Source organism: Pseudomonas sp. ARP3 (assembly GCF_001029595.1).
Classification (GTDB): domain Bacteria; phylum Pseudomonadota; class Gammaproteobacteria; order Pseudomonadales; family Pseudomonadaceae; genus Aquipseudomonas; species Aquipseudomonas rhodesiae.
This window is the reverse complement of sequence record NZ_LEKF01000028.1, coordinates 1-25,672: the sequence shown is the minus strand read 5'-3', so window position 1 is coordinate 25,672 and position 25,672 is coordinate 1. Positions and strand designations below refer to the sequence as shown.

The following is a 25,672-nucleotide window of genomic DNA, read 5'->3' as shown; positions in this document are numbered from 1 at the left end:
TCCTACTCACTACTGGCAAAGGAATGCGACTGTCCATGCACTTTCCACTCAAACAATTAGTAGCTGCGAGCCTATTCGCGGCCAGCCTCACGGCCATTACAACACCGGCCTTCGCCAACATCACCGCCGAGCAAAGCACAGCGATTCTCAAGCAATTTGGTGAAACGCCAGTCAGCGATTTCCGCGGTTTCCTCGCCACCCTGGGCAAGGGCGATCTGGGCAAGACCGCCGATGTGGGCCCGGCGATCAACGCCTTTCTCGACAACAAAACCCTGAGTGCCGAGCAGCAGAACGAAATCAACCGTTTGCTGGGCATTTACACGCGGATCAAATACGGCAAGGCCGCTCTGGAGACGCTGCGGGAACTGGTGGAAATCCCGACCTTCAACGTGGACGGCGTACCGCAGTACCAGAACCCGGAATTCCTCAAGATCGCCGACAAGATCCAGGCCCTGGCCAAAGCTTTCAACCTGAACTTCCGTAACATCGACAACCGCGTGTACGAAATTTCCCTGGAAGGCAGCGGCGATGAAGTGGTCGGCATCCATGCCCACGCCGATGTGGTGCCGGTGACCCCGGAAAATTGGGTGCTGAAGGACGGCACCAAGCTCGACCCGTTCAAAGTCACACTGATCGGCGATCGCATGTACGGCCGCGGCACCGAAGACGACAAAAACGGCATCGTAGTGGCGATGTATGCCATGAAGGTGATCAAGGAAGAGAAGCTGCCGCTGGCGCGCCAGTTCAAGCTGCTGGTGGACACCACCGAGGAAACGTCCGGCGACGCCATCCCGTATTACTTCGAACACAACCCGACCCCGCAGTACAACCTGGCACTGGATGGCGGTTACCCGGTGGTGATTGCCGAGAAAGGCTACGGCACGGTCATGGCCACGTTCCCGCGTCGCAAAGGTGAAGGCAGCGGCGCGGAAATCGTGGCGATGACCGGCGGCATGGCAACCAACCAGATTCCATCGGCATCGGTGGCCACGTTTGTCACCGATAAGCCGGCCGAACTAGCGGCTAGCCTGCAAAAGGCCGGCGCGGAATATGCCAAGCGCAACGGTGGTGACTTCGAAGTGGCCGCCAAGGTTGAGGGTAAGGATGTGAAACTGACCGTCACCGGCGTGTCGGCACACTCGTCCGAGCCGGAGTCGGGTGTCAACCCGGTGGCGCGCATGCTGGAGTTGATCCACAGCGTCGACGGCAAGATTGCCCTCAAACACAACCACATCACCGATGCCGCGCGTTATGCGTCGGACAATTGGGGCCTGGATTACCTGGGCGGCAAGTTGGGCGTGGGCTTTGCAGACGACTTTATGGGCCCGCTGACCACCTCGCTGACATTCGTCGGCCAGGACGACAAAGCCTTCAAGCTAGCGGTGAACCTGCGCGTGCCGAAGGGCAAGTCGCCGGAAACGCTCAAAAAAGAAATCGCCGACAAACTCAGCGCCTGGGACAAAAACAGCAAAGTGGCGGTGGACTTCACCTATTCGATTGCCGAGCCGATGTACCGCAACCCGGAAGGCGAATGGGTCAAAGCGTTGCTGGCGGTCGCCACTGAAAACCTGGGCATGGAACATAAATTCGGCACCTCGGCCGGCGCCACCTCGGTGCATGAACTGCCCAACGGCGTGCAATTCGGCCTGGCTCGCCCGGAAGTGAAGTACACCGGGCATACCGACAATGAGTTTAAGACGGTCGATCAGTTCTTACTGGACTTGCAGATCGTCACTGAAATGATGGGGCGCGTCGGGCAGTTGCCAAAGCTGTAATAGCAAAAAGCCCGCCGTGTTGGCGGGCTTCTCCAGCTTGATAAAAATCAAGCGCACACAAAAACGCCGATCATCTCTGATCGGCGTTTTCATTGAATATGGAGCGGGAAACGAGACTCGCATCTGGCGACCTACCCATTGAAAAATAAGGGTTTTCTTTTCTCGCCGAAGCAGGAAAAGACTTAATTCTGGACTCGTTTTTGGGGAGTATCAAGGGCCAAGAAGGGGGTGACTCCGGGCTGTGCCATTTCCTTCTATCCATAGCCAACCGGACGGGAAGCGTCCGCTCTGGACAGTTAAGCGATGGCTTACGAGGTGACGATGGCGCGTCGGTCCGTGAAGGACGGCAGGCTCATCTCGTCACGAGCGAGCACGCACCAACCGAGTCGATGATGCCTTTTCAGTACCAGCGGAACACGCCCGCCTTGTGGACTGCTTGTGCCCAAAATTCTCCGAAATTTAACATCCGCTCCGACCGAGTTGACCTAAACACGCGATAGATTGGGGATGACAGACTGCATGTACACATTAGTGACCTTCACCATTGCGGAACTGTTCGAAAAGGTATGGGAAACGCCGATGGGCAAATTGGCTCAGGACATCGGTGTGTCTGACGTTGCCGTCGCCAAGGCTTGCCGCAAAGCCGGCATACCTCTCCCTGGCCGTGGCTACTGGGCGAAGCAGGAAAAGCAGCGACCACGCAAACCCAAGCTTCCTGCTATTGAGGGCGTGATCCAATTCCAAGTTCTCGACCGTGCCCCCCTACCCGCTGCGCATAATGCAGAGACAAACTCACCTACAGTCCAGCGAATGATTGAAGTCCCGTCTCAATTGACCGAGCCCCACGCTCTGGTGAGTCAGTGGTTAAAAAGCGCAAAGGCAGCAAAGCTCAAAGATGGCTACCTCGATTACGCAGGCAAGCGTGTCTTGAATGCAATGATCTCCTCGTCATTGATCGAACGCTGCGCAATCCTGTTTGATGCACTGATCAAAGAAGGTGAAGCTGAAGGTTATGCATGGAAGATCAATGCTGAAGGAAAAACCATTGTCACTGTTAACGACGAGCCCATAGCCGTGCGACTCGTGGAACGCTTAGACAAACATACGATACCGCCCCCGCCTCCCCCCAAGCGCCGCCCCGGTGCTCCTTGGGAACCTGATTTTATGTCGCTGCGAAGGCCACAGTTTGAGTGGACCTCAACGGGTGAGCTGACCTTTCAGATTGAAGCGCGGATGGATTATGGGGAACGGAAAAATTGGAAGGACACCAAGACCGCACCGCTCGAGAAAAAACTACCTAGCATTTTGTCCGGCCTCACGTGCGCCTCAATCTCCATCAAGGCACTTCGAGAGAAAGAGGAGGCAAGAAATCGTGAATGGGCTGAAAATGAGAAACGTCGCCTTGAACGTGTCCGAGAAGCAGAAATACAACGTCGTCTCAGGCGGTCACTCGTTAAGCATACGGAGTGCTGGGAACGCGCCGAGCGCTTACGGGCGTTCATAAAGAGTGTTGAAGACAGCCTTAAATCTGCATCTCTGGCAGATCCCGAAATGGCCCAGAGATGGATTGATTGGGCTCACAAGCAGGCTGACCTCTTAGATCCACTCCAGGAGAATCTCGCACAGATCACCAATTTGGACGTGCAGCTGGAAAGCTGGTTCAGTGGTACACACTACGGCCAGGTGGAAAAAGGTTGGTGGTCCGAATAAGCGCTGAAAGGAGCATTCCTGCCTGGCTTAAATTCGTCGATTCGCCCGTCTCCCAGGACATGGTCCCTTACATCTCAACCTGCGTACCAAGCTCTATCACCCGGTTCAACGGCAGCTTGAAATACTTCAGGTTGCTGTTGGCATTCTTCAGCAAAAACGCAAACAGGTTTTCGCGCCACCGAGCCATACCAATGCGCTTGGTTGGGATCACCGTCTCACGGCTGAGAAAGTAAGTGGTTCGCATAGGACTGAAATCGAGCTGCTCGAGATGGCACTGACTCAACGCCAGCGGCACGTCAGGCTCCTCCATGAAACCGAAATGAAGGCTGACACGGAAGAACCCTTCGCCGTGGGCCTCAGCCTCAAAGCGACGGCCTGCGCAAACGCGAGGACTATCCTCGGAAACCACGGTCAGCAATACCACCCGTTCATGGAGCACCTGATTGTGCAGCAGATTGTGCAAGAGCGCATGCGGAACGGCGTCGGCCCGCGCGGTGAGGAAAACGGCGGTACCCTGCACCCGATGGGGTGGCTGTGAACGGACGCTGGCGATAAACAAAGGCAGAGGGAGCGCAGTCTCATCGAGCCGCTCGACGATGATCTTGCGGCCCCGTTTCCACGTAGTCATCAAGAGGAACAGACCGATGCCGGCAATCACTGGGAACGCACCGCCCTGAAAGACCTTCGGCGCGTTCGCTGCAAAATACAGGCTGTCTACCAGCAAGAAACCGATCAGCAACGGAATGGCCAGCCAACGCGGCGTTTTCCAAAGGAGCAGCACCACCGCTGACGACAGGATCGTGGTGATCAGCATCGTCCCCGTGACTGCAACGCCATAAGCGGCAGCCAGGGCACTAGACGACTCGAAACCGATGACCAGCAACACCACACCGACCATCAATGCCCAGTTGACCGTACCGATGTAGATTTGCCCCTGTTCATGGCTGGACGTGTGCTGGATGAACATGCGCGGAACATACCCAAGCTGGATAGCCTGCCGCGTCAGGGAGAAAGCACCGGATATCACGGCCTGGGAGGCGATGATGGTCGCCAGCGTGGACAGCGCGACCATGGGCAGCAGTGCCCAGCTTGGCGCCAGCAAATAGAACGGATTGCGAACCGCCTCGGGGTTTTCCAGGATCAGGGCACCCTGGCCGAAATAGTTGAGTGCCAATCCTGGCAGTACCAACATGAACCACGCACGAGAGATCGGCCTGCGACCGAAGTGGCCCATGTCCGCATAAAGCGCCTCCGCACCGGTCAATGCCAATACGACGGCGCCCAGGATCGCCACCCCGACACCTGGGTGGACGATGAAGAACTGTAATGCCCAGATGGGGTTCAGCGCCTGGAGCACCTCAGGTCGCTGCAAGATACCGTGGATCCCGAGTGCACCTAACACCACGAACCACAACACCATGACTGGTCCAAACAGAATGCCAATTCGCGCCGTGCCATGTTTCTGTATCAGGAACAGCGCCACCAACACGATGACCGAGAGTGGCACCACCCAGTTCTCTACACCATCAAAGGCAAGCTGAAGCCCTTCGACCGCGGAAAGCACTGAAATGGCCGGAGTGATCATGCTGTCCCCGTAAAACAGTGCGGCTCCAAACAGGCCTAGCAGAACCAGGACCTTGCTCATGTTCGGATAAGGTGACGACGCACGACGGGCCAGGGCTGTCAGCGCCATGATGCCGCCTTCTCCCTGGTTGTCGGCCCGCAGAATGAATAGCACGTATTTAATCGAGACAACCCAGACCAGAGACCAGAAAATCAGCGACAGGATGCCCAGCACCCCATCGTGATTCGCTTGAACCCCGAAGTGACCGGAAAACACCTCTTTCAGAGTGTAGAGAGGACTAGTACCGATATCGCCATAGACTACTCCGACAGCGGCAATGACCAAACCGACGCCGGATGTTTTAGTGGCTGAGTTTTCGTGTGCAATGGTCGCCGTTTCACTCAAGGGGGGCTTCTCTCAAACTGCGGGAGTAAGTACATGTATCCCTGGGCGTTATCACTGCAACGTAGATAAGACACAGGTCGCCAGAAATGCGCTTAGTATCCCGGTGACCAAGAAAAGCCTCCGTAAAAAAAACGTAAAATTCGAGCTATTGAGTCAAATTCGGAATTGCCCCATTGCCCGCCCGCTCCCTTTTCACCATCCGAGGTGATTTAAGGTTTTACGACGACACGGTGCATCGATCTGCTCAAAAACCAGCCTGATGAACGTCGTCAATCGCAAGGCAGCCCCATTTAAGATGCGTGACCTCTTCACCTATCGAAACAGCTTTTCTTTTTCCCTGCGCAGTAATAACGTAGCTATATCTACATTATTTCGATCTATCACTACATGAATAATTGGCTGACGCTGGTTCTCGGGTTGCCAACTGCAAACGCGACGGAGCGCATGCGCGCTTGGCGTGCCCTAAAAGCTTCGGGGGCTGCCGTCCTGCGCGACGGTGTCTACCTCTTGCCCGATACGGCTGCCTGTCGCGAAGCGCTGGCCGCAGTTGAGCGGGACATCCTCGCCATCAATGGCACCGCAGTTGTCCTGCCCGTGGTGGACCCGGCTGGCGAACGTTTTATCGAGATGTTCGACCGCAACGAGGATTACAGCAAACTGCGACTTGAGATCGAGGAATGCCGAGGGCAGTTGACGGCGGAAAATGCGCTGTCGACCACCAAGCAAATTCGAAAGTTACGCAAAGCCTACGATCAGTTGACCGTCATCGATTACTTTCCAGGCAAGCCCAAGCAACAGATCGACGCCGCTTTGCAGGAACTTGAGGCAGCAGTCAGCAAGGCGTTGTCGACGGACGAACCACATAGCCGGGACCTGCCAATAACGGTGCTCAGCGTGGTCGACTATCAGGGTCGTGTCTGGGCGACCCGCAAGCGCCCATGGGTTGACCGTTTGGCTTGCGCCTGGTTGATCCGGCGGTTCATTGATCCGCAGGCCCAGATCCTCTGGCTGAACCATCCCCAAGACTGCCCAGCCGAGGCCTTGGGCTTTGATTTCGATGACGCGGCCTTCAGCCATGTCGGCAACCGTGTGACCTTCGAAACCCTGCAAGCCAGCTTTGAACTTCAAGAACCAGGGTTAAACCGCATCGCGGCCTTGGTGCATTACCTAGATATCGGTGGCCCCCAACCCCTGGAGGCTGCCGGCGTAGAACGGGTGCTGGCCGGTCTACGCGCAACGATTTCCCATGACGACCATCTGCTGGCTGCTGCCAGCGCCATCTTCGACGGCCTGCTCGCCGCATTCGTGAAAGAGGAGCAACCCAATGAGTAAGGTTTTCGAATCGACGGTTGAAACAGATCTATCGAAGCCCGCGCCGATCAGCCTGCGTGAGGCTTTCTGGTTCTGGCTGAAGCTCGGTTTCATCAGCTTCGGTGGGCCAGCGGGACAGATTTCGATCATGCATCAGGAGCTGGTGGAACGCCGGCGTTGGATTTCCGAGCGACGCTTTCTGCATGCGCTCAACTACTGCATGTTGCTGCCCGGGCCCGAGGCCCAGCAGTTGGCGACGTACATCGGTTGGCTGATGCATCGAACCTGGGGCGGCGTGATTGCCGGAGCGCTGTTCGTATTGCCTTCGCTGTTCATCCTGATTGCCTTGTCCTGGATGTACATCGCTTTCGGTGAAGTGCCTGTGGTAGCGGGACTCTTTTATGGGATCAAGCCGGCAGTGACGGCGATCGTCGTACAGGCAGCGCATCGTATCGGTTCACGGGCACTGAAGAACAACTGGCTGTGGGCTATCGCCGCTGCGTCATTCACCGCGATTTTCGCCTTCAATGTCCCCTTCCCGCTGATCGTGCTGGGCGCCGCGTTGATCGGCTATGTCGGCGGTCGCCTGGTGCCTGAGAAGTTCAGGACAGGGGGCCATGGCGGCGCGAGAAAATCCTTCGGCCCAGCCTTGATCGATGATGACACCCCCTCCCCCGCGCATGCCCGCTTCAGTTGGATGAAGCTGACGTTGCTGGCATTGGTCGGCGCCGTGCTGTGGGCCTTGCCGATGGCGACCCTGACGGCCCTCTATGGCTGGCAAGGCACCTTGACCCAGATGGGCTGGTTCTTTACCAAAGCCGCATTGCTGACCTTTGGAGGCGCCTACGCCGTGCTGCCTTATGTTTATCAGGGTGCGGTTGGTCACTATGGCTGGCTGACCCCGACCCAGATGATCGACGGCTTGGCACTGGGGGAAACAACCCCAGGGCCGCTGATTATGGTGGTGGCTTTCGTCGGTTTTGTCGGGGCTTATGTCTCGCAGGTGTTCGGTGCCGATCAAGTGTTCCTGGCCGGGGCAGTCGCGGCCAGCCTAGTGACCTGGTTCACTTTCCTGCCTTCGTTCCTGTTCATTCTCGCTGGGGGCCCGCTGGTGGAGTCAACCCACAACGAACTCAAGTTCACTGCGCCTCTGACCGCGATCACAGCTGCAGTGGTGGGGGTGATCCTTAATCTTGCGTGTTTCTTTGGATATCACGTGCTGTGGCCGACAGGTTTCAGCGGCAGTCTCGACTGGCCTTCGGCGCTGATCGCGATTGCGGCGGCGGTTGCCTTGTTCCGCTACAAGCGCGGCGTGATTGAGGTACTGGTGACCTGTGCACTTGTCGGCTTGGCCGTACATCTGTTGCGCTAAAACACAGCGACTGACTAACGATCTCGCTTCCACGTACGTGAGGAAAACCTGCTCGTACCAAAGCCCAGCCTGACGCTGGGCTTTTGCCTTTAGTGACAGTGGTAATCGTTGGTCTTGTGGTTGCGGTGGCAACCTTTTGAATCAGTACCACCGCTGTGGGCAAAGGCAGTGACGGAAATAAACGAGAGTACAGCGGCGATCAGAATGGCAGACAGTTTCATCAGGGCTTGCTCCATGCGCGTGTTGTTATCGATGTGAGATCTTTCACAACTCGCAGAGTATGGCCAATTGCCTTTATCGAGCAAGCAACTACTTCATTCCTCTGTCGAGTGTTCGACGAAAGGCTCGAATGTCTATTTCTTGAGCTACCACGGCCTCTGGTTTAGGATGGCCTAATATCCTCCCTAGGGGGATGCAGAGTTCCTTGAGAACGAACAACTCGCCGCTCTCTTTTCTCAAGCGTACTTCGACAATCAAGTGATCACACGCCCTCCTCTGTGAGACGCCTCATGCTGAAAATACTCGCCAACCGAACCTACCGTCATCTCTTCCTAGCCCAAGTCATTGCGTTGGTAGGTACGGGGCTTGCGACCGTCGCATTGGGACTGCTGGCCTTCGACCTTGCTGGAGCCCAAGCGGGTGCCGTCCTCGGCACAGCGTTGGCGATCAAGATGACGGCTTACATCGGAGTTGCACCGATTGCCGCGGCTTTTGCAGAACGCCTGCCACGTAAGGCCATGTTGGTCTCGCTGGACTTGGTACGTGCTTTGGTCGCGCTGGCCCTGCCGTTTGTGACGGAGGTCTGGCAGGTCTATGTGCTGATTTTTATCCTGCAATCGGCCTCGGCCGCGTTCACTCCAACCTTTCAAGCGACCATTCCCGACATCCTGCCCGATGAGGACGAATACACCCGGGCCTTGTCTTTATCGCGACTGGCCTATGACCTCGAAAGTGTTGCCAGCCCTATGCTCGCCGCTGCATTGCTGACCGTGATCAGCTTCCATAATTTGTTCGCCGGCACCGTTATCGGTTTTCTCGCTTCGGCGGCCCTGGTCGCCACAGTATTGCTACCGAAAGCGAAGCCGACCCCCAAACGCAGCATCTACGAACGTACCACCCGCGGCATGCGCATCTTCCTGGCGACACCTCGCTTGCGCGGATTGCTGGCATTGAACCTGGCGGTAGCGGCGGCCAGCGCCATGGTCATCGTCAATACGGTTGTGTTGGTCCAATCGCGTTTCTCGTTGCCTCAGAGCTCCACCGCACTGGCACTGGCCGCGTTTGGTGGTGGCTCCATGATCGCTGCCCTGGTGTTGCCTCGGCTGTTGAAAGATATCAAGGACCGAACAGCGATGTTGTTCGGCGGAGGGATACTGGTTGTCGGCCTGGCCATGGGCATCAACCTGACCTCCTACCATTTACTACTGCCGCTTTGGATGCTGCTGGGCATGGGCTATTCGTTGGCACAGACTCCGAGTGGCCGGTTGCTGCGTCGTTCTGCCCATGCCGAAGATCGCCCTGCGCTCTTTGCCGCCCAGTTCGCGCTGTCTCATGCCTGCTGGTTGATTACCTATCCATTGGCAGGATGGCTGGGCGCCGACATCAGCTTGACGGCATCATTTATCGGGCTCGCCGTGGTGGCCGGCGGCGCATTGCTAGTCAGCGTGGTGATCTGGCGTCCTGCCCATGATCAGGACTCGATCAAACACTCTCATGAGAACCTTGCTGACGACCACTCCCACCTGGACGGCGAGGCTATTGAGCACGAACACCCGTACGTGATTGATGATCAGCATCGCCGGTGGCCAAATAACTGATCACGAGTTCAATCATTTTCAAAACTGGCCCGGCGCCGTCACACCAGCAAACGCACCGCTTGCAGAGCGGCGAGGTGGCCTGGGTAAAACCAGTAACCCCATTGCCCCACTGGCCAGACGTTGAGGCTTAACCTCTGGCGCAGTAACCAGAGCCCGATCAGCGGTGCCGCAAATGCAGCGCCCAGGGCCAGTATCGAATAGAGCTCCAGATCCAGCGCCCGACTGATAATGCTACTGCGGGTGTTGATCAACACGCACAGGCCCGCTGGCAACAACCACAGCACAGCGGGCCTGTTGATCACCAGCAAGACCGAGGCCGGGACAAGGACTCCGTAGAAACCAAACATCAACGGATCATCCAGCTCATTGGCAACGGCGGCAGCGAACAACGCCATGGCCCCACTCAATAATGTCCGATGGTGACATCCCCAGGCCACGACCAAGCCCAATGCCAGGGTCAGCAGCACGTTGTACGAGCCGGAAGTGCTGATCATGCGATAAGGCACCTGCGAAATGGCCGCGAACAACAGCATCAAGGCGAGGTAGCGGCCGTTTTTGTAAGTCAGCCATTCACCACGTCTGGACCGCGCGACGTTGGCCGCTATCGCGACACAAAACAGTGGGAATGAGAGCCGGCCTGGAATGAATGGCGTGCTCAGCTCCGGCCACACCAACCGCAAGTGATCGATGACCATTGTCAGCATTGCCAGCCATTTGATCAGATCAAGGCTGGTGCTGCGGCCTTTCAACGAAGGATCCAAGTCTGGGTGAGTCTCAGTCATAAGCCTTATGTGTTTAAACCGATCCAGCCGTGAATGCCCACGTACAGACCGACACCAATGATCAACACGCTGGACAAATAAGGAGCCCGCCGCGCAACGGTGCCCAGCCATGGCCAGCGGTTAGAGGCTTGCCGCGCGCCGATGGCCGCGGCCGCTCCCACGGTAACCAAGGTGATTGCCAAGCCGATGCTGAAGCACAGGACAAGCATACCGCCCAGCGCAACCTCTTTGACCTGAAGACAGAGCAGCAGCACGGTAATCGCGGCGGGACAAGGAATTAGCCCACCCGTCAGGCCGAAGACAATGATCTGGCCCGTGGTCACATCGCGATTGGTGAAGCGCTTGCGGATATCGTTGGCATGCGCCCGTTCGTGGGCGTCTTGGTACCCCTCTAATGACAGTTCCAGGCCTTCCAGTTCGGAGTGTTCATGCCCATGGTCATGCTCGTGGTACTCAAGATCGTAATCGTGGGAATGCCCAGCATGCCCAAGGCTCAAGCGAGCGCTGAATTCATGAGGCTCGGGAATATCGACCGTCGACTCCAGGAATCCATCGTGTTCGGCAAATGAGAACGTCTGAACGCTTCCATCGGGACGAGTGGTCGTCACGCGAACGTCCGCGGCGGACCAGGCATGGCCAGTCAACGTTTTCAGGCGCCAGTGTGGTGGCATGCCCAGCTCGAAGATCGAAAGCTCGACACGGCCGTGGCCGGTATCGATGCGATGGGTTTCATCATGATGCCCATGGTCATGTTCGCCGTGGTGATGTCCCTCGCCATGCTCGAACTTGAACATCTGTTCGCCACGCCATGTACGCCAGAGCATCCACAGGGCGATCGCGATGATCAGCGCAGCCGATGCGAGCTGGAAATATGGCTGCGTGGTCTCGGCGTCGAGGCCTTGGCCCAGGTACATGCCACCAATGGCGACCAACCACACCACGGCAGTGTGGGACAGCGTCGCCGCCAACCCCAGCAACACCGCTTGCTTGACCGAGCCCCGGATGGCCACGATAAACGCCGCCATCATGGTTTTCGAATGACCCGGCTCCAGGCCATGCAAAGCGCCCAGCAAGATAGCGCTGGGGAAATACAGCCAGGCGTGAGCGCCACCCTGTTGCAGCAATTCAGCAAAATTGGGCATCGTCGGGCCTAGAGGTACTTGGTGATTTGCTTGAAGGCTTCCAGCGGTGCGCGCTCACCCTTGTTCAGCGCCGAAACCGTGTCCTCCAGGCAGTGATCTATGTGATCCTGGATCAACGTACGCTTGGCCTGGCATACCGCTTTTTCCACCGCATGCAGCTGCTGGGCGATATCCACGCACTCACGTCCCTCTTCGATCATGAGGATGATGCTGCGCAGGTGACCGTCCGCCCGCTTGAGGCGCTTGATGATTGCTTCATGGCTTTGGTGGGTATGGGGATGGCTGTGTTCGTGCTCGTCACTCATGACTTGAGTCTCGGACTTCAATGAATTACGCTGGCAATCCTATCCCCCCATGGGGGATATGGCAAACGTATCACGATCCAAAACAACGAGTCGAAACACGACACTATGTTCAGCAGAACACTGACTACGACAGTGGTATTCGCGCTGGCTTTCGCCATGTTCATGGCCTGGGCCGGGCATACCCGTACGCTGTCGATGATGTCGCAACAGCCCTCCTGGGATGTCGCACAAGATGCTCATCATCATTCCCATGATGAGCAGGCCAACGTGTCTTGTTCAAACTGCTCGGATCACTATCACTCCCCCCTGACGCCCGATCATCAGCACGAGACGCCGCAACTCACCGCCACGCTGATCCTGGCGGCCCAGCCACAGCTCTCTCCACAAGCCGAGGCCCTTGGTTACGCCGTTCCTCGTCCGCCCATTTTTCTGATCGAACGTCCACCTCGTCCTTCGCTTGCCTCCTGACATGGTCGCCCTGCGGCCCTTGATCACTGCAACGAAGGATTTTATCCATGTATTCGCACTCAATGAGTGGCGTCGGCGCGTTCACTGCGCCATCGCGTCGCCCACTACTGCTGTTGTTTCTCTTGCTCGCGTCATTTCTTCTCGGAATGCCCGAAGCTCTCGCTCACGCCGTCGCTGAAGGCGATAAAGGCTTCATCCAGGAAAGCTCCGGCGTCATGTTGCTGCCCTTCATCTACATGGGCGCCAAGCACATGATGACGGGCTACGATCACCTGCTGTTTCTGTTCGGGGTGATTTTCTTCCTGTATCGCCTGAAGGACGTAGGGCTCTACGTCACGTTGTTCGCCGTCGGACACTCGGTCACGCTGCTGCTCGGCGTGCTGACCGAGGTCAGTATCAGCTCATACATCATCGACGCCATCATCGGTTTCTCGGTGGTGTACAAGGCGCTCGATAACCTGGGCGCATTCCAGCGCTGGTTCGGTTTCCAGCCCAATACCAAGGTCGCCACGCTGATCTTCGGCCTGCTTCACGGGTTTGGCCTGGCAACGAAAATCCAGGAATACGAGATCTCGTCCGACGGCCTGATTCCCAACCTGATCGCCTTCAACGTCGGCGTAGAGATCGGCCAGTTGCTGGCCCTCAGCGCCATTCTCATTCTGATGGGGTATTGGCGGCGCACCGGCAGTTTCTGGCGGCACGCCTATACCGCCAATGTCGCCATGATGAGTGCCGGTTTCCTTTTGATGGGTTACCAGATCACCGGCCTGTTTGCCTCAGCCTAAGGAATTTCAACCATGTTCAATACGCCACTTCCCACTGTTAATGAATTACCCAGCACCCGCCAACTGGTGCGCTCGACTGTCATCGCCTTGTTGACCGCGGTCGGCTTGTTGGTCACCGTCGTTATGCCTTCGGAATATGCGATTGATCCAACAGGCGTGGGCCGTGTACTGGGCCTGACGCAAATGGGCGAAATGAAGATCACGCTCGCCCAAGAGGCGTTGGCGGATGCAGCGCCGCAGCCGGTGCAAGAGACTCCAGCTCCGGCTACGCAGACTGCAGCGGTCACTCCCGCGGCTCAACCTGCGCCTCCACCCGCCGCCCAGCCCGACCCAGCCCTGAAGACAGATGAAATGACCGTCACGCTAAAACCTGGTGAAGGGACAGAAATCAAGCTGGAAATGCTCAAGAACACCACCGTCAGCTATGAATGGGCGGCATCTGGTGGGCCGGTAAACCATGACACCCATGGCGAACCCTACAACGGCGAAAAGGGCTATTTCCACAGTTACTCCAAAGCCAAGCAGGTCAAAGGCGACAAGGGCGAATTCACGGCTCTGTTCGACGGCACCCATGGCTGGTTCTGGCGTAATCGCACGAATAACGACGTGACTATATCGCTGAAAACGACAGGTGATTACCTGAGCGTCAAACGCTGATTCCAGTCGAAACACATTTTTAATTCTTACGGAAAACTCAATGAACGCCTCAACCACGCTGCTCCGTTCCGTGCTTCTGATTTGTTTTATCGGCCTGATGACCGCCTGCAGTGGCGGCGAGAAGCCTGCTGAATCCGAAAGCTCGGGTCATGGGCACTCGCACGAGTAATGCCATAAAACAAAGGGCCGCAAATGCGGCCCTTTGTCCATCGCAGATACGACACGCCGTTCTCACGGTGCGTGGGCCTGTCAGATTCTGTAATAAATCGCCTCGTATGAATTGTTAAAACCGTTGTAGGATTTCTTCCCAAAATTATTTCCAGGTCTGTATGAACACCCTCCAGGAACCTCCCTGTCGCCTTTCGAAGAACCGCTTTCCCCCCAGCGCTCCAGCAGCGCCCTGCATACACTCGTTGCAGTCCCCTTCCCTCGTATTGGCCGTCCGAGGAAGCGAATAATCCATGGAATGGATCGTTGACCCCACGGCCTGGCTGGGCCTGCTGACCTTGATCGTGCTGGAGCTGGTGCTCGGCATCGATAACCTTGTATTTATCGCCATCCTGGCTGACAAACTGCCGCCCGAGCAGCGCGACCGTGCCCGTATCATCGGCCTGTCCCTGGCGTTGCTGATGCGCCTTGGCCTCCTCGCCAGCATTTCCTGGATGGTGACGTTGACCAACCCGCTGTTCGAGGTCTTCAGCAAGACGTTCTCGGGCCGGGACTTGATCATGTTGTTTGGTGGTGTGTTCCTGTTGTTCAAGGCAACCATGGAGTTGCATGAGCGACTCGAGGGCCACGTGGCACAACGTTCCGGCAATGCCGCCTATGCGATGTTCTGGCCTATCGTTGCGCAGATCGTGGTGCTGGATGCGGTCTTTTCCCTGGATGCGGTGATCACCGCCGTGGGTATGGTTGAGCACCTGTCGGTGATGATGATCGCGGTGATTTTCTCCATCGGCCTGATGATGATTGCAAGCAAGCCATTGACGAAATTCGTTAACGGCCACCCTACCGTTATCATGCTGTGCCTGGGTTTCCTGATGATGATCGGCTTCAGCCTCACTGCTGAAGGCCTGGGCTTCCATATTCCGAAAGGCTACTTGTACGCCGCGATTGGCTTCTCGATCCTGATCGAACTGTTTAACCAGTTGGCGCGCTCGCGTCGCAAGAAAAGCCTGCAAGGTCTACGGCCAATGCGCGAGCGTACCGCCCATGCGGTGTTGCGCCTGCTGGGTGGCCAAAAACTGGACGCCGATGAAGTCGGCGAGGAAATCGCCGACATGCTGGAAGGCGACGAACCGGAACAGGTTTTCCATCGGCGCGAGCGGGTCATGATCAGTGGCGTGCTGCAATTGGCTGAGCGCCCGATACGCAGCGTGATGACGCCTCGGGCGCAAATCGACCACCTTGACTTGGCAGATGCTGCGCAAGACATCCGTACGGCGCTGATGCACTCTTCGTATTCACGCCTGCCGTTGATTCGAGAAGGACGCGTGGATGAGCCGCTAGGCTTTGTCCATAAGAAGGAACTGCTCAAGGAAATACTGGCGGGCAATCAGCCGAACCTGGAAATCATGGCGCGCAAAGCCATCAACCTGCTCGACAGCTTCACGATCCTCAATGCATTGGAGCAAATGCGTAAGGAGTCGACCCACATCGCGTTTGTGGTGAATGAGTTTGGTGACTTCGTCGGCCTTCTCACCATGACCGACATCCTGGAGTCCATTGCCGGTGAGCTGCCGGATGCCAGTGAAATCGAAGGCCCGAACATCGTCCCCCAGGAAGGCGGTTTTCTCGTCAGCGGTGCCTTGAATCTCAGTCAGATTCGCGAGCACATCGGCTTCCTGGTTGAAGCGACGGAGGATTACCAGACGCTGGCTGGTTTGGTGATGAGCCTGCTGGATCGTCTGCCGATGATTGGGGATACCCTGAGTTGGCAGGGATGGAGCATGACCGTGATGGAGGTTGAAGAACGCCGGGTGACCAGGGTGCTGTTGCGTAAGGAATAGACGTAGAACAAGGCCGCATTTGCGGCCTTGTTTATTTTCGCTGCCTGCAAATAAAAGAAGGCGAAAAACGCCACTGGAAGAGGAAGAAAAACGTCGATCTGAACGCGCCCGAGAAGCGGAAACACAACGTCGTCTCAGATGGTCCCTCGTACGAGTGCTGGGAACGCGCCGAGCGCTTACGGGCCTTAAAAGGTGTTGAAGATCGCCTTTGGATCTGCTTCGTTGCGGGATCCCGAAATGACCCAGAAATGGATTGATTGAGTTCACAAGCAGGCTGACCTCTTAGATCCACCGCAGGCGAATATGGGGCAGATCACCAATCTGGACGTGCAGCTAGAAAGCTAGCTCAGTGCTTAAGTACGGCTAAATGGAAACAGGTTGGTGGTGCGAGTAAGCGCTGAAAGAGCATTCCGTTCTTACCCGCCTGGCTTAATTTTGTTGGGCATATCAGCCCGTGACATCTTATCTTGGATACCAGACTCTATCACCCGATTCAACGGCAGCAATGAAATATTTCAATTTGTTGTTGGCATCAACAGGAATGCAAACTGAATCGTGCCCCCACGGCCTGGCTGAGCCTGCTGCCCTGATCGTGCTGGAATGTGCTCGACATCGATAACCTCGTATTCATCACCATCATGGAAGACACCTCCCCCGAGCTGCGCGACCGTACCAGTGTGACCTGCTTGCCTTTCGCATTGCTGATGCACCTTGGCTTGCTGGCGAGCATCTTTTAGATGTGATGCAGCTTGAAGTCCTTCTTTTCCCACTCAGGGTCGTTCGCGGCCGTCAAGACAGGCAGAAAACTGCCAAAAGCGGTCACATCAACTCGCACTCTGGCCGTTAAATTCGAAGCGCTCGTGTCCTCCGCCGCACTTCTTTTTTGATACCATCACGCCATCAGAAAGGAGGCAAGCATGGCCAATCGGAGTGGATTCGAAAAGGTGATCCGAGCAATTGCTCGGGAGACAGCCAAGCAGCAACGGCTGAACGAGTCGGAACGTCGCGCTGCACTACGTGCCTCTGAACGCGCGGAACGTCAGCGGCTCAGAGCGCAGGCGATTCGTGAGCGTGACCAAGCACGATATGACCGCCAATCTGAGCGAGCCGCTAAACAAAACTACATGGAGTTTCGTGAGCAAGAGGTTCGTGACGGTAACGCAACCATTCGATCTTGGATAGGTGGTTTACAATCCATATTATCGTCAACGCTGATGGTTGATGACACCGTCACGTTCGACTCGCTTCGTATCACTGACAATCCGCCCCCATTCACACCAGCAAAATCTTTAACAACGGTAATTGAAGGCCCAGCACTGCAATTCTTTACTTCCAAAGTTGCCCCCTTGCCTTGGTATCTTTCACTGATACCAAAGTTTAAAGTAAGGCATGCCGATCAGCTGAGAGCCGCTAAGGAACGATTTCAATTAAGCGAGGAAGAGCATAAAGCCCAGGATGTCGAGCGTCTGGAAATGCTGAAGAACGCGCGAGAGACCTATGAGCGTGGCGTGTCGGCGTTCCTGGAGAAAAAGGCGCTCCGCGACTCTGAAGTCGATGCCTTCCGCTACTCGTACTATGAAGGAGACCCCGAATCAATTGTCGCTTATTGCAGCATGGTCCTAGAGAAGTCCGATTATCCAGAAGGGTTCCCGCAAAATTTCTCTTTGGCGTTCCTGCCTGAATCGAAACAGCTTGTAGTGGAATACGAGTTGCCCACCTCGGATATCATTCCTGATGTAGCCGAGTATCGTTACATAAAATCGAAAGACGAGGTTTCCACTAAACAGCGCAAGCCAGCTGAGATCAAATCTTTATATGCCGACCTCATCGCAAGTCTCGCACTTAGGTGTCTTCATGAGCTTTTCGAGGCAGACCAAGGAGAGTTCCTAGAGGTCTGCTGTTTCAACGGTTATGTGAACACCATTGATCCCGCAACTGGCCGGGAGGTGCAACCTCATCTCGTGTCTGTGCGCACCACGCGTGAAACATTCATGGAGATTGATCTTGCGCGCGTGGATCGTGCCGTCTGTCTGCGAAACCTCGGCGCACATGTCTCCCGATCCCCAAGCGAAGCGCAACCGGTTAGACCAATTATTGAATTCAACATGGTCGACAAGCGTTTCGTGGATCAGCAGGATCTGGCCTCAAATCTCAGTTCAGCAACAAATTTAATGGATCTCAACCCCTATGAGTTTGAAGCGCTGGTGGCAAATCTATTCGGAAAAATGGGGTTAGAGTCAAAACTAACCAGATCATCGCGTGACGGAGGAGTCGATTGCATTGCTTACGACCCTCGTCCTGTATTAGGCGGCAAGGTAGTTATCCAAGCAAAGCGTTACAAGCACACAGTTGGCGTTTCAGCAGTCAGGGACCTCTATGGGACCATGATGAATGAAGGCGCCAATAAGGGAATTTTGGTCACGACAAGCGGCTATGGCCCCGACGCGTTTGAGTTCGCGAAGGACAAGCCCATCGAGCTCATCGAGGGCGGGGGCCTGCTTTTCCTTCTCCAAGAGATTGGGATTGAAGCGCGAATTTTGATGCCTGTGGAGTAGCAAGAGATTAGTCTAAATACTTGAATAGAGTAAAGATTTGGTCCGAGCATTTCTATGCACAACCGAGTGCGCAGGATCCAAGCGCAGGCCTTCTTGCCACGAGCAAATTTTAAGGACCGCTCCGGGTGATTGCTGCCATTCGCGTCAGGCGCCTTTCGGCCAAAAGGAGCCAGTCAGGTGCGTCCAGGGAAACAGGGGCAATTCAGTAGCAGAGGCAAGCTCTGGTATTGGCATAGCGAATCGTTAGCGCTTGCGGCAGAGGGGAGCGTTGGCTTGCTACGACTTACGTCCGTATGCAAAATCGGGTGGCTAAGACGAAGAAATCGATCTCCACCCGTATACCTGAAGATTTAGGGACTGTACATGATGGTGGAGTAAATGCGGCAGATCACACAGCGTTTTTCCTACATAATGCTGTGCCAAACCCAGAGATGGTTAACACTTAACAAGGCGCTGCTACGGAAAATTTATTCGCTGGTGCTCCTAAATTTCCGCGGTAAATGCCTAAAAAGTGGTTAAAATCCTTCGCTTCGCTCCCTGGGACTGCGTGCCGTAGTCCCTTAATCTAAAAGTTATAAGCAAGGAGAGAAATTTTGACCGGAGTAGGTTTTCGCACACCTTTTATTGTTTTGTTCGGCGTATTTTTGTTACCTCTACTATCATTTAAAGATTATTCCGAAGCGCTAGATGGCTTTGTTTCAGAGCCATTGTATTGGGCTAGTGGTTTTGCAAGCCTAGAATTGGCTTTATTGATGTTGCTACTCAAGTTTAAGGAGTCCACTCTCACCAGGACAGCTGAAAATTTAGGTCAGATTTTATCTTTTACCTACGGTATGTTTATAACAGTTGTCATAGCTTTAGCAGTGAAGAATTTTTACTTATATATACAAGCAATAATAATTTGCCTTTGCCTAACCCTGCTAATGCTGCTAGTAGACGTTACATACACTGGAAGATCAGCATGGATAAATGATAAATTTAGTAAAAGCACCAATAAAAAAGCCAATATATTGGCTCAAAAACTACTAATATTCGCTATGCTATTATTTTTCGTCGCGTATATTTTATTGATTTACTGCAAGTAAAGTTATAACAGGCCGCTCAAGCATCGCACCTTTGGCGCTGGACAAATTTTTAATTTATGGCTTTGTGGTTTTGCTGCGCAAAAGTAATCCACAAAAATACGACTTACAAACTGCCGCTTAGCTCGGCGTTATGCAATAATCAGGAGTAAGAATGAGTTCAATAGTTAGAAAAATAGTAAACTCATTGAATAAAGGAGTTTTGGATGAGCTTGAATTGTCTCGAGAAATCAAGCACCCAGGTGAAAATGGAAGAGCTAGAGAGCAAATTCTTTCAGGTTTCTTAAGAAAGATCATTCCATCAAAATTTTCTGTGGATACCGGGTTTGTTATAGATACAGTAGGCGGAATAAGTAATCAAATAGATATTGTTATTTACAGAAGTGACTACCATTCTGTTCTTGAGGTTGGAAATATAAAGCACTTCATGATTGAGTCTGTTGTAGCTGTTATCGAAAATAAGGCTTCTATATCTGATGCAAAAACTTTAAATCAAGCTTTTAATAATATCAAATCAGTAAAATCTTTAGACCGCTCAAGTCGAGGAAGGAATATAATCGTATCTCCACGAGGCGCCTATGATAAAAATAATTTTCAGCATCAAGTCTTTGGTGCCATATTAACAGAGCGGTCACTTTCGAGTAAAAGTTTAAAAAATGAATTTATAAGTTTTTTTGAGAAAACGCCTGATAAAAATCTGTGGCCAAATATTTATATCGATGTCCGAGCTTCATCTTTTAGATACGTTGATAGCAAAGAGCATGTAACGGTAATTCCAAGAAATGCTGTAGCTTTTGCAATATCAGACCCAGAGGCAGAAAATTATACGCCTCCTCTTATTGAACTAGCATATGAGTTGATATCCTACCTTAGGATTGTTCCACTGATTGACTTTCAACCTCATGAGTACTTTTTTGGAGTAAGCGGTAGAGCGAAAGAGTATGTCAGCATTCCGGAGTTATACCGAGGCTGAAATGCATAGCAAATGCATGTTGTCGGACTGGTTCTTCACTACGTGTTGCCACTGGAGCATGATTAACCCAGTAGCTAATGTATCATTGCCTCAAGCGGTTATGAAGTAAACCATTATTGGCTTTGGATCTTTAGAGAGTTGACGCGTGTCAACGTTACCCCAGCAGCTGGGTCAATTCGGTATCACCTGCGACAGATCGTTGTCTGTCGCACCAAGCCACCGTCGCTTAAATCCTAAGTTACGCGACGTTGCGCTCGCACCGCAGGATAAAGCTTTGCGGCGTCGCGTGAGTCTGTCGCAGGTGCTCAATTATCTGCGACATGAAATTCGGTCACTGCCGCTCTGAGAAGGATTGGATGCGACTCCGATACGCCTGCCATTTCTCAGGGTTGGGATCTGCAACCGTAGCTAGTCACGATGGCGATTTTGTGGCTGCCACGAATGTCCGGATATGGCCGATTACTGCCACTGAATCACAGCAAGCGCTCGCTTATTCAACCGCCCTTTTGTTTCCACCCCTTCCGCTGCTACGCTCTTGAGTTCTCGATTGGAGTCGAAAACAATGCCCAGCGAATATTCACTTTCTGATGTTCTTGAGCGGCTGTACCAAAATCAGCTCGCCTTGGAGGCCGCGGTGATGGAGCTGACCTTGAAGGTAGAAGACCAAGGTGCAGCGGAGATTGGTGCCAACGTCCGAGGTGCACTTCAGACCATCGGAGAGAATGCCGGACACATCAAGCAGGGCTTGGCTAAGCTGAGAACCCAGGGTCACTGATTTAACGGCCCATGCGATGGCGAGCTTGGCGGTTATCCTGCACAGCATAAAGGCTGGACTCGCCGAAGTGTCAGAACTCCCGCGCGGTGCGCGGCGACATCGTGAAGATACGGGCGCTCTCAACCTCCCGTTATGAAAGGTGGCGCACCTTGATAATCCTGCCCGAAGCTACCTTATGCTTGGGCTTGGCCATCCGAATAACCGTGTGCAGACCATCGGCCGTTGTTTCAACGAGCACGCCATCCCTGATTTCCATCACACTGAGTCCGGCCGCCAGCGTATTGATATAGGCCGCCTTAATCGCGCCTTTCGCCATGGCTGGAATTTTCTCTTCCAGCCGGCTCACCAGTTCATCACTTAACATCTGGTTGACGTCCATAACGAGCTCCGCATTTCTAGGCCAGCACGGAACCAGCCATCGTTGTTGCTGCGCTCTGTGGCAGGCGCCGCCCCTTCCTTGGGATGTACGCGAAACGTGTCTGGCCGTCGACACCACGTAAAATTTGTACGGAAATTACCATTAATGCCCCTATTAAAGCCCCCGTCTTTAGCAAGATCTTATGACTATTGAATGGCGATTTCAGCCTCAGAGAGCGGATTCCAGAGGCCACTGTTCGGTCATTTTGACTCAGCTTTTTCCCGCAATGATAACGACCCCAATCCGCTCTGCCAGATTGAGCACCGTGTCGAACACAGTCGAGTCGCCGGTCAAGCTGCATGACGCCCCCTGCGGATGGAGTGCGCCGTCAGGAATCCGGTCACCAAAGAGCACCACCGCACGTGCCGAATCATCTTGTCGCGACACCCAAGACAGCCCTTGGGCATCTGGACACTGACGGTGGATAGCCTCGGCCCATTTGCGCGTCGCAGGATATTGATCTTTCTCAGTGTCGATCAATTGTTTGCGCGTGATGCCCAGTTTCCGCAGTGGCACGCTGGATAGATCAACCAGGTGCAGCGGTTGGCTAACCTGGACGGCAGAATGCACCTGTCCAGTCAGCTTGCCTTTGTCGAAGCTTTTAAACCCAGCCGTATGGGGAACGTCGTGGAAGACGGTCTCCATCAAGGCGCAATCGACTGTCGTGCCTCCATACAAGGTGGGAATCGCCCGCCCCTGATCATCCTGGATCGGGCTGAAGCGTGCGTTGCCGTGCACACCAGGATTGAATTGATCAGGCTGATACTTATCCTGATGCACACGGTGAAGCACATCGCCTTTGGCGATCACGGTGAAAGTGACGTGCAACGTAGCCGCAGGCACTGGGGTAACGGACGCCGCCAAATCCGTGGAAGGCGTCGCCCTACCCTCACTGGACTCGGTACGCTGCTTAGCCATGGACAATGCCCTGGATTTCATCCAGTGCAGCAGCAATCACCCGATCAGGCGCCGATGCCAACAGGTCCTGAGGTCTTTTGCCGCCCAGAAAACTATTATCGGAGCGAAACCAGTAAGCCATCCCCCAGCCGTCCTTGTGGCCAGCGAAAGCCTCAATGATTTTGGCCAGTGCCTTGAACGGCCGATAGCCCGCGTCCGGGTCCAAGCCGTAGCCAGGGAAATAGTCGACCCCACCGTGGCTGATGGCAAAGATCTGCCCCTGCTTTTTCCATTTGTTGGGCTGGGCACTCGGGTTTCTAGTACTCAACTGGGCCACCTGGGCGATGTCTGCGGCGGTCAGCCAGTCACCGCTTTCCAACACCGCTTTGCGAGCCTGTACCAGCATTGCCGCTTCCTTGAGCAAGCGAGGCGAAGGCGGCTTACGCGTCACAAACACCTCGGCCAGTCGCTCCAGCGACTTCGGGTCCTGACGCTCCTGCAGCACCTCGTACATCGAAGAAGCCACATTGGCGAAGTTTTCCGCCAACGCCTCAAATACGCTGAGGTTAACCTGATCGAAAGACACGACCAGCACTCGGTCCGCATGCGAGCGGCTTAAGCTAGCCCGAATCTCCTTAGGCGTACCGACCAAGGTGGAGACGCCCGACTGCTCTGTAACGCTCATGGAAATCTCCTCATCAGTTATCTGCGCTATCCAATCCTAGCATATCTTTGATAACCCCAGCCCTAGCCTAGCCTCCATTCATCTGGATGCATAGATAGGTTTGAGGGAGCGCGCCGTGCCGTCGCTCAGCGCATGGCGTTGGGGTGAGAAGCCTAAGGACACGATCTTGGCATTCAGGTGCTGCGAGCGGACTTGTTCAAGACATGCGTTGAAAACCGCAAGAAGTCGCGTAGCACAGTGGCGCTGTCAGCAGACCACGATCTCGATTTAATTACAGTCCGGTCACCGTCGTCGGTGATATCGATTCGTTGAGCATGCGCCGGGGCGAGTTGGGCTCTGCTCCTCCATGAATCACGGCGTCGGTGGCGGTAAGCACTGAGCAGCCATCGACTGAATTCTCGAGGAGGACTGACAACTGCCGGCCAGAAGTGGCAAGGCGGTCACGTAGACGAGCCTGATTCGTTGTGCATCGCTCAGTTCCTTAATGGGTCTGTTCGTTGGCCGACAGACGCTGCTCCAGTTCCAGGCGCCTTCCAGCTCGGGACCCGCCGCTCCACGTGGCCTAAGTAATCTACAGGGCTACATTGCGGAATTGTAGGCATCAAGCCTTGCGATAAATACCCAGTCGAGCCGTAGATGGAAGGGGTAACAGCTTCGTCGAGGTGAGAGTCATTGCCCTCCCTACACCGAACGCTAGCGCTGTACTCATAGACTCCCCCGGCCGCTCCTTGTAGTACTCCTCAAAAAGCATCGAACCTTCTCCGTCGTATGCACCAACAAACAATTGAACCGCCCCGGTGCGGGAAGTCCGCACCTGCACATCAATCTGCCCACCGTCTGAGAGCAAGCCATCGTGACAACGATTGTGAAGCTCGCTATCGGACCACTCCCAAAACACTCGCCTTCGTTGTTTTAAATACATCTGTCGTGGCCTTGGGGATTATTTGTATCTTTTACTCCTTATTTTATTTGGAAAGTAAGGAAATCGAACTTTTTATTGAACTATAATCTCACTGCACGGTACTCGCGCGCCCGTACCTCTTCTTACCTGCCTGCCGGTGAACCGCGGGCGAGAAATTCTTACGCCCGATAAAAATCGGCTGCGCGATGCTGCGATTGGCGCCAAGTTCGGCTTTAGAGAGCGAATTCAAGGGGCGCTGCTCGGTCATTTTGGCTCAGTTTTTCCCGCGATGATGACGACCGATCAGGTCCGCCAAATCTAGCACCGTGTCGAACACAGCCGAATCCTCAGTCAAGCTGCGTGACGCCCCCCTGCGGATGGAACGCACCCTCAGAAATCCGGTCACCGAAAAACACCACCGCACGTGCCGGGTCATCTGTCCCGACACCCACGACAGCCATTGCACATCAGGGTAGTGACGGAGGGTCGCCTCTGCCCATTTGCGCGACGCGGGGCATTGATCTTTCTCAGTGTCGATCAATTGCTTGCTGGTGACGCCCAACCTACGCAGGGGCACGCTGGACAAATCAACCAGGTGTAGTGGCTGGCTAACCTGGACGGCAGAATGCACCTGTCCGACCCTTCACTCATCCCGAGGCATAAATAGGGTTAAGAGGCACGCCTTCGAATGATGCCGCGCCCCTCCCTCAAGGACCGAGGATTTGCAGCACATCAACGCTAAAACGATGCTCAGGAGGCGCTTTGCAGGTCAACAGCTTGGCATTGCGCTCAAGGCGTCGCTGATCGCGGGGATCGATACCCTTCGCGATCAGCGCCCTGGCGATATCACGCAGAACGCGAGCATCGCGTAGACCTATTTCAGGATAAGTACCGAGCGAAATACGAGGCTGCTTGCCCGCCCAAGAAAAGCGGAAGTGCCAGCTCTTGGTGCCTTTCGTATTCACGAAAAGAGCAAGGCCGTCAAAATCAGGAAGGGTGTAGTTTTTGGCGCGAGGTTTGGCGTGCCGGATCGCCGTACTGGTAAGAACCATCGTACTAACTCTACTCATATGAATGAAGGAGTGTTGTAGGGCTTTCAGAGGGTCAAGCAGCTCTAAAAAATGATTTACCAAGCATCGAATTGATGTACTAAATAATGAATCGCCCCTAGTTTCGTAGACACCTCCAAGCCTTAAAATGAGGCCCATTAGGAGGTGCCATGAGCAACCAGCGATATCCCGAAGAATTCAAAATCCAGGCGGTCAAACAAGTGACCGAAAAGAA

Annotated in this window: 23 protein-coding genes and 2 pseudogenes; 14 read left to right on the top strand and 11 right to left on the bottom strand. The window is 54.6% G+C overall.

What is annotated here, in order from left to right; all coding sequences use genetic code 11:
• Window positions 1-35 precede the first annotated feature (35 nt).
• A complete protein-coding gene (locus ABX75_RS24625) occupies window positions 36-1,775 on the top strand; it encodes a dipeptidase (protein WP_047882841.1) in 1,740 nt (579 codons plus the stop codon).
• Window positions 1,776-2,294: 519 nt separating this feature from the next.
• Window positions 2,295-3,485 carry a hypothetical protein gene (locus ABX75_RS24620; RefSeq protein WP_047882860.1) on the top strand — a complete coding sequence of 397 codons (1,191 nt, stop codon included), beginning with the start codon at window positions 2,295-2,297 and terminating at the stop codon, window positions 3,483-3,485.
• Between the two features lie 67 nt (window positions 3,486-3,552).
• Here the strand turns inward: ABX75_RS24620 and ABX75_RS24615 are convergent, their stop codons facing one another.
• On the bottom strand, window positions 3,553-5,454 hold the full coding sequence (locus ABX75_RS24615; protein ID WP_047882840.1) for a potassium transporter Kup: 1,902 nt from the start codon (window positions 5,452-5,454) through the stop codon (window positions 3,553-3,555).
• A gap of 387 nt (window positions 5,455-5,841) precedes the next feature.
• Here ABX75_RS24615 and ABX75_RS24610 point away from each other — a divergent pair, with 387 nt between their 5' ends.
• Entirely contained in the window at window positions 5,842-6,786 is a 945-nt protein-coding gene (locus ABX75_RS24610) for a chromate resistance protein ChrB domain-containing protein (RefSeq protein ID WP_047882839.1), read from the top strand.
• A complete protein-coding gene (gene chrA / locus ABX75_RS24605; protein ID WP_047882838.1) occupies window positions 6,779-8,137 on the top strand; it encodes a chromate efflux transporter in 1,359 nt (452 codons plus the stop codon). Before ABX75_RS24610 ends, chrA begins: the two co-directional genes overlap by 8 nt.
• A gap of 89 nt (window positions 8,138-8,226) precedes the next feature.
• Here chrA and ABX75_RS29250 read toward each other — a convergent pair whose 3' ends face one another.
• Entirely contained in the window at window positions 8,227-8,358 is a 132-nt protein-coding gene (locus ABX75_RS29250; protein ID WP_144419326.1) for a YHYH domain-containing protein, read from the bottom strand.
• 288 nt (window positions 8,359-8,646) lie between these two features.
• On the opposite strand from ABX75_RS29250, the gene ABX75_RS24600 reads away from it, so the two are divergent.
• The gene (locus ABX75_RS24600) at window positions 8,647-9,954 is read left to right on the top strand and encodes an MFS transporter (RefSeq protein WP_047882837.1); all 1,308 of its coding nucleotides are present in this window, start codon (window positions 8,647-8,649) and stop codon (window positions 9,952-9,954) included.
• Window positions 9,955-9,992: 38 nt separating this feature from the next.
• Here ABX75_RS24600 and ABX75_RS24595 read toward each other — a convergent pair whose 3' ends face one another.
• Genes ABX75_RS24595 through ABX75_RS24585 form a run of 3 tightly spaced genes read right to left on the bottom strand, consistent with a single transcriptional unit; the run spans window position 9,993 to window position 12,183 of the window.
• A complete protein-coding gene (locus ABX75_RS24595; protein WP_047882836.1) occupies window positions 9,993-10,736 on the bottom strand; it encodes a TraX family protein in 744 nt (247 codons plus the stop codon).
• 5 nt (window positions 10,737-10,741) lie between these two features.
• Window positions 10,742-11,878, bottom strand: coding sequence for a nickel/cobalt efflux transporter (locus ABX75_RS24590; RefSeq protein ID WP_047882835.1), 1,137 nt, complete (start codon window positions 11,876-11,878; stop codon window positions 10,742-10,744).
• 8 nt (window positions 11,879-11,886) lie between these two features.
• Window positions 11,887-12,183, bottom strand: coding sequence for a metal-sensing transcriptional repressor (locus tag ABX75_RS24585; RefSeq protein WP_014338967.1), 297 nt, complete (start codon window positions 12,181-12,183; stop codon window positions 11,887-11,889).
• 156 nt (window positions 12,184-12,339) lie between these two features.
• On the opposite strand from ABX75_RS24585, the gene ABX75_RS28805 reads away from it, so the two are divergent.
• The 9 genes and pseudogenes from ABX75_RS28805 (at window position 12,340) to ABX75_RS24550 (ending at window position 21,487) form a co-directional block, all read left to right on the top strand.
• Window positions 12,340-12,651, top strand: coding sequence for a hypothetical protein (locus ABX75_RS28805; RefSeq protein WP_223194375.1), 312 nt, complete (start codon window positions 12,340-12,342; stop codon window positions 12,649-12,651).
• A gap of 47 nt (window positions 12,652-12,698) precedes the next feature.
• Window positions 12,699-13,436 carry a HupE/UreJ family protein gene (locus ABX75_RS24575; RefSeq protein WP_047882833.1) on the top strand — a complete coding sequence of 246 codons (738 nt, stop codon included), beginning with the start codon at window positions 12,699-12,701 and terminating at the stop codon, window positions 13,434-13,436.
• A 12-nt stretch (window positions 13,437-13,448) separates the two neighbouring features.
• Window positions 13,449-14,093 (top strand): hypothetical protein, encoded by a 645-nt coding sequence (locus tag ABX75_RS24570; RefSeq protein ID WP_047882832.1) that lies wholly within the window; start codon window positions 13,449-13,451, stop codon window positions 14,091-14,093.
• Window positions 14,094-14,554: 461 nt separating this feature from the next.
• On the top strand, window positions 14,555-16,102 hold the full coding sequence (locus ABX75_RS24565) for a TerC family protein (RefSeq protein WP_047882831.1): 1,548 nt from the start codon (window positions 14,555-14,557) through the stop codon (window positions 16,100-16,102).
• 548 nt (window positions 16,103-16,650) lie between these two features.
• Window positions 16,651-16,833 (top strand): annotated as a pseudogene (locus ABX75_RS29820) (hypothetical protein); the annotation flags it as partial.
• Window positions 16,834-17,019: 186 nt separating this feature from the next.
• Window positions 17,020-18,657: a restriction endonuclease gene (locus ABX75_RS24560; RefSeq protein ID WP_047882830.1), complete on the top strand. Its 1,638-nt coding sequence runs from the start codon at window positions 17,020-17,022 to the stop codon at window positions 18,655-18,657.
• 593 nt (window positions 18,658-19,250) lie between these two features.
• Window positions 19,251-19,742 (top strand): hypothetical protein, encoded by a 492-nt coding sequence (locus ABX75_RS24555; RefSeq protein WP_047882829.1) that lies wholly within the window; start codon window positions 19,251-19,253, stop codon window positions 19,740-19,742.
• A 151-nt stretch (window positions 19,743-19,893) separates the two neighbouring features.
• Window positions 19,894-20,712 carry a DUF6602 domain-containing protein gene (locus tag ABX75_RS29240; protein ID WP_144419325.1) on the top strand — a complete coding sequence of 273 codons (819 nt, stop codon included), beginning with the start codon at window positions 19,894-19,896 and terminating at the stop codon, window positions 20,710-20,712.
• A 562-nt stretch (window positions 20,713-21,274) separates the two neighbouring features.
• On the top strand, window positions 21,275-21,487 hold the full coding sequence (locus ABX75_RS24550) for a hypothetical protein (protein WP_047882828.1): 213 nt from the start codon (window positions 21,275-21,277) through the stop codon (window positions 21,485-21,487).
• Window positions 21,488-21,617: 130 nt separating this feature from the next.
• Here ABX75_RS24550 and ABX75_RS24545 read toward each other — a convergent pair whose 3' ends face one another.
• The 6 genes and pseudogenes from ABX75_RS24545 to ABX75_RS28795 form a co-directional block, all read right to left on the bottom strand.
• A complete protein-coding gene (locus ABX75_RS24545; protein WP_047882827.1) occupies window positions 21,618-21,866 on the bottom strand; it encodes a hypothetical protein in 249 nt (82 codons plus the stop codon).
• A 249-nt stretch (window positions 21,867-22,115) separates the two neighbouring features.
• On the bottom strand, window positions 22,116-22,823 hold the full coding sequence (locus ABX75_RS24540) for an RES family NAD+ phosphorylase (protein ID WP_047882826.1): 708 nt from the start codon (window positions 22,821-22,823) through the stop codon (window positions 22,116-22,118).
• Window positions 22,816-23,487, bottom strand: coding sequence for a hypothetical protein (locus tag ABX75_RS24535; protein ID WP_047882825.1), 672 nt, complete (start codon window positions 23,485-23,487; stop codon window positions 22,816-22,818). Before ABX75_RS24535 ends, ABX75_RS24540 begins: the two co-directional genes overlap by 8 nt.
• 601 nt (window positions 23,488-24,088) lie before the next feature.
• Window positions 24,089-24,409 (bottom strand): hypothetical protein, encoded by a 321-nt coding sequence (locus ABX75_RS29815; RefSeq protein WP_013692855.1) that lies wholly within the window; start codon window positions 24,407-24,409, stop codon window positions 24,089-24,091.
• Window positions 24,410-24,497: 88 nt separating this feature from the next.
• Window positions 24,498-24,656, bottom strand: a complete 159-nt coding sequence (locus tag ABX75_RS29520; protein ID WP_177329712.1) for a hypothetical protein — start codon at window positions 24,654-24,656, stop codon at window positions 24,498-24,500.
• 517 nt (window positions 24,657-25,173) lie between these two features.
• Window positions 25,174-25,440 (bottom strand): annotated as a pseudogene (locus tag ABX75_RS28795) (Arm DNA-binding domain-containing protein); the annotation flags it as partial.
• Window positions 25,441-25,672 lie beyond the last annotated feature (232 nt).

What these genes read in the sequence shown, in the direction of transcription:
- ABX75_RS24570 (WP_047882832.1), top strand. Translation starts at nt 13,449, where the DNA reads ATGTTCAATACGCCACTTCCCACTGTTAATGAATTACCCAGCACCCGC.
- ABX75_RS28805 (WP_223194375.1), top strand. Translation starts at nt 12,340, where the DNA reads ATGTTCATGGCCTGGGCCGGGCATACCCGTACGCTGTCGATGATGTCG.
- ABX75_RS24565 (WP_047882831.1), top strand. Translation starts at nt 14,555, where the DNA reads ATGGAATGGATCGTTGACCCCACGGCCTGGCTGGGCCTGCTGACCTTG.
- ABX75_RS24540 (WP_047882826.1), bottom strand. Translation starts at nt 22,823, where the DNA reads ATGGCTAAGCAGCGTACCGAGTCCAGTGAGGGTAGGGCGACGCCTTCC.
- ABX75_RS29240 (WP_144419325.1), top strand. Translation starts at nt 19,894, where the DNA reads ATGAGTTCAATAGTTAGAAAAATAGTAAACTCATTGAATAAAGGAGTT.
- ABX75_RS24590 (WP_047882835.1), bottom strand. Translation starts at nt 11,878, where the DNA reads ATGCCCAATTTTGCTGAATTGCTGCAACAGGGTGGCGCTCACGCCTGG.
- ABX75_RS24550 (WP_047882828.1), top strand. Translation starts at nt 21,275, where the DNA reads ATGCCCAGCGAATATTCACTTTCTGATGTTCTTGAGCGGCTGTACCAA.
- ABX75_RS24575 (WP_047882833.1), top strand. Translation starts at nt 12,699, where the DNA reads ATGTATTCGCACTCAATGAGTGGCGTCGGCGCGTTCACTGCGCCATCG.
- ABX75_RS24600 (WP_047882837.1), top strand. Translation starts at nt 8,647, where the DNA reads ATGCTGAAAATACTCGCCAACCGAACCTACCGTCATCTCTTCCTAGCC.
- ABX75_RS24585 (WP_014338967.1), bottom strand. Translation starts at nt 12,183, where the DNA reads ATGAGTGACGAGCACGAACACAGCCATCCCCATACCCACCAAAGCCAT.
- ABX75_RS29520 (WP_177329712.1), bottom strand. Translation starts at nt 24,656, where the DNA reads ATGACCGAGCAGCGCCCCTTGAATTCGCTCTCTAAAGCCGAACTTGGC.
- ABX75_RS24535 (WP_047882825.1), bottom strand. Translation starts at nt 23,487, where the DNA reads ATGAGCGTTACAGAGCAGTCGGGCGTCTCCACCTTGGTCGGTACGCCT.
- ABX75_RS24610 (WP_047882839.1), top strand. Translation starts at nt 5,842, where the DNA reads ATGAATAATTGGCTGACGCTGGTTCTCGGGTTGCCAACTGCAAACGCG.
- ABX75_RS29250 (WP_144419326.1), bottom strand. Translation starts at nt 8,358, where the DNA reads ATGAAACTGTCTGCCATTCTGATCGCCGCTGTACTCTCGTTTATTTCC.
- ABX75_RS24560 (WP_047882830.1), top strand. Translation starts at nt 17,020, where the DNA reads ATGGCCAATCGGAGTGGATTCGAAAAGGTGATCCGAGCAATTGCTCGG.
- ABX75_RS24620 (WP_047882860.1), top strand. Translation starts at nt 2,295, where the DNA reads ATGTACACATTAGTGACCTTCACCATTGCGGAACTGTTCGAAAAGGTA.
- ABX75_RS24595 (WP_047882836.1), bottom strand. Translation starts at nt 10,736, where the DNA reads ATGACTGAGACTCACCCAGACTTGGATCCTTCGTTGAAAGGCCGCAGC.
- ABX75_RS29815 (WP_013692855.1), bottom strand. Translation starts at nt 24,409, where the DNA reads ATGTATTTAAAACAACGAAGGCGAGTGTTTTGGGAGTGGTCCGATAGC.
- chrA (WP_047882838.1), top strand. Translation starts at nt 6,779, where the DNA reads ATGAGTAAGGTTTTCGAATCGACGGTTGAAACAGATCTATCGAAGCCC.
- ABX75_RS24545 (WP_047882827.1), bottom strand. Translation starts at nt 21,866, where the DNA reads ATGGACGTCAACCAGATGTTAAGTGATGAACTGGTGAGCCGGCTGGAA.
- ABX75_RS24625 (WP_047882841.1), top strand. Translation starts at nt 36, where the DNA reads ATGCACTTTCCACTCAAACAATTAGTAGCTGCGAGCCTATTCGCGGCC.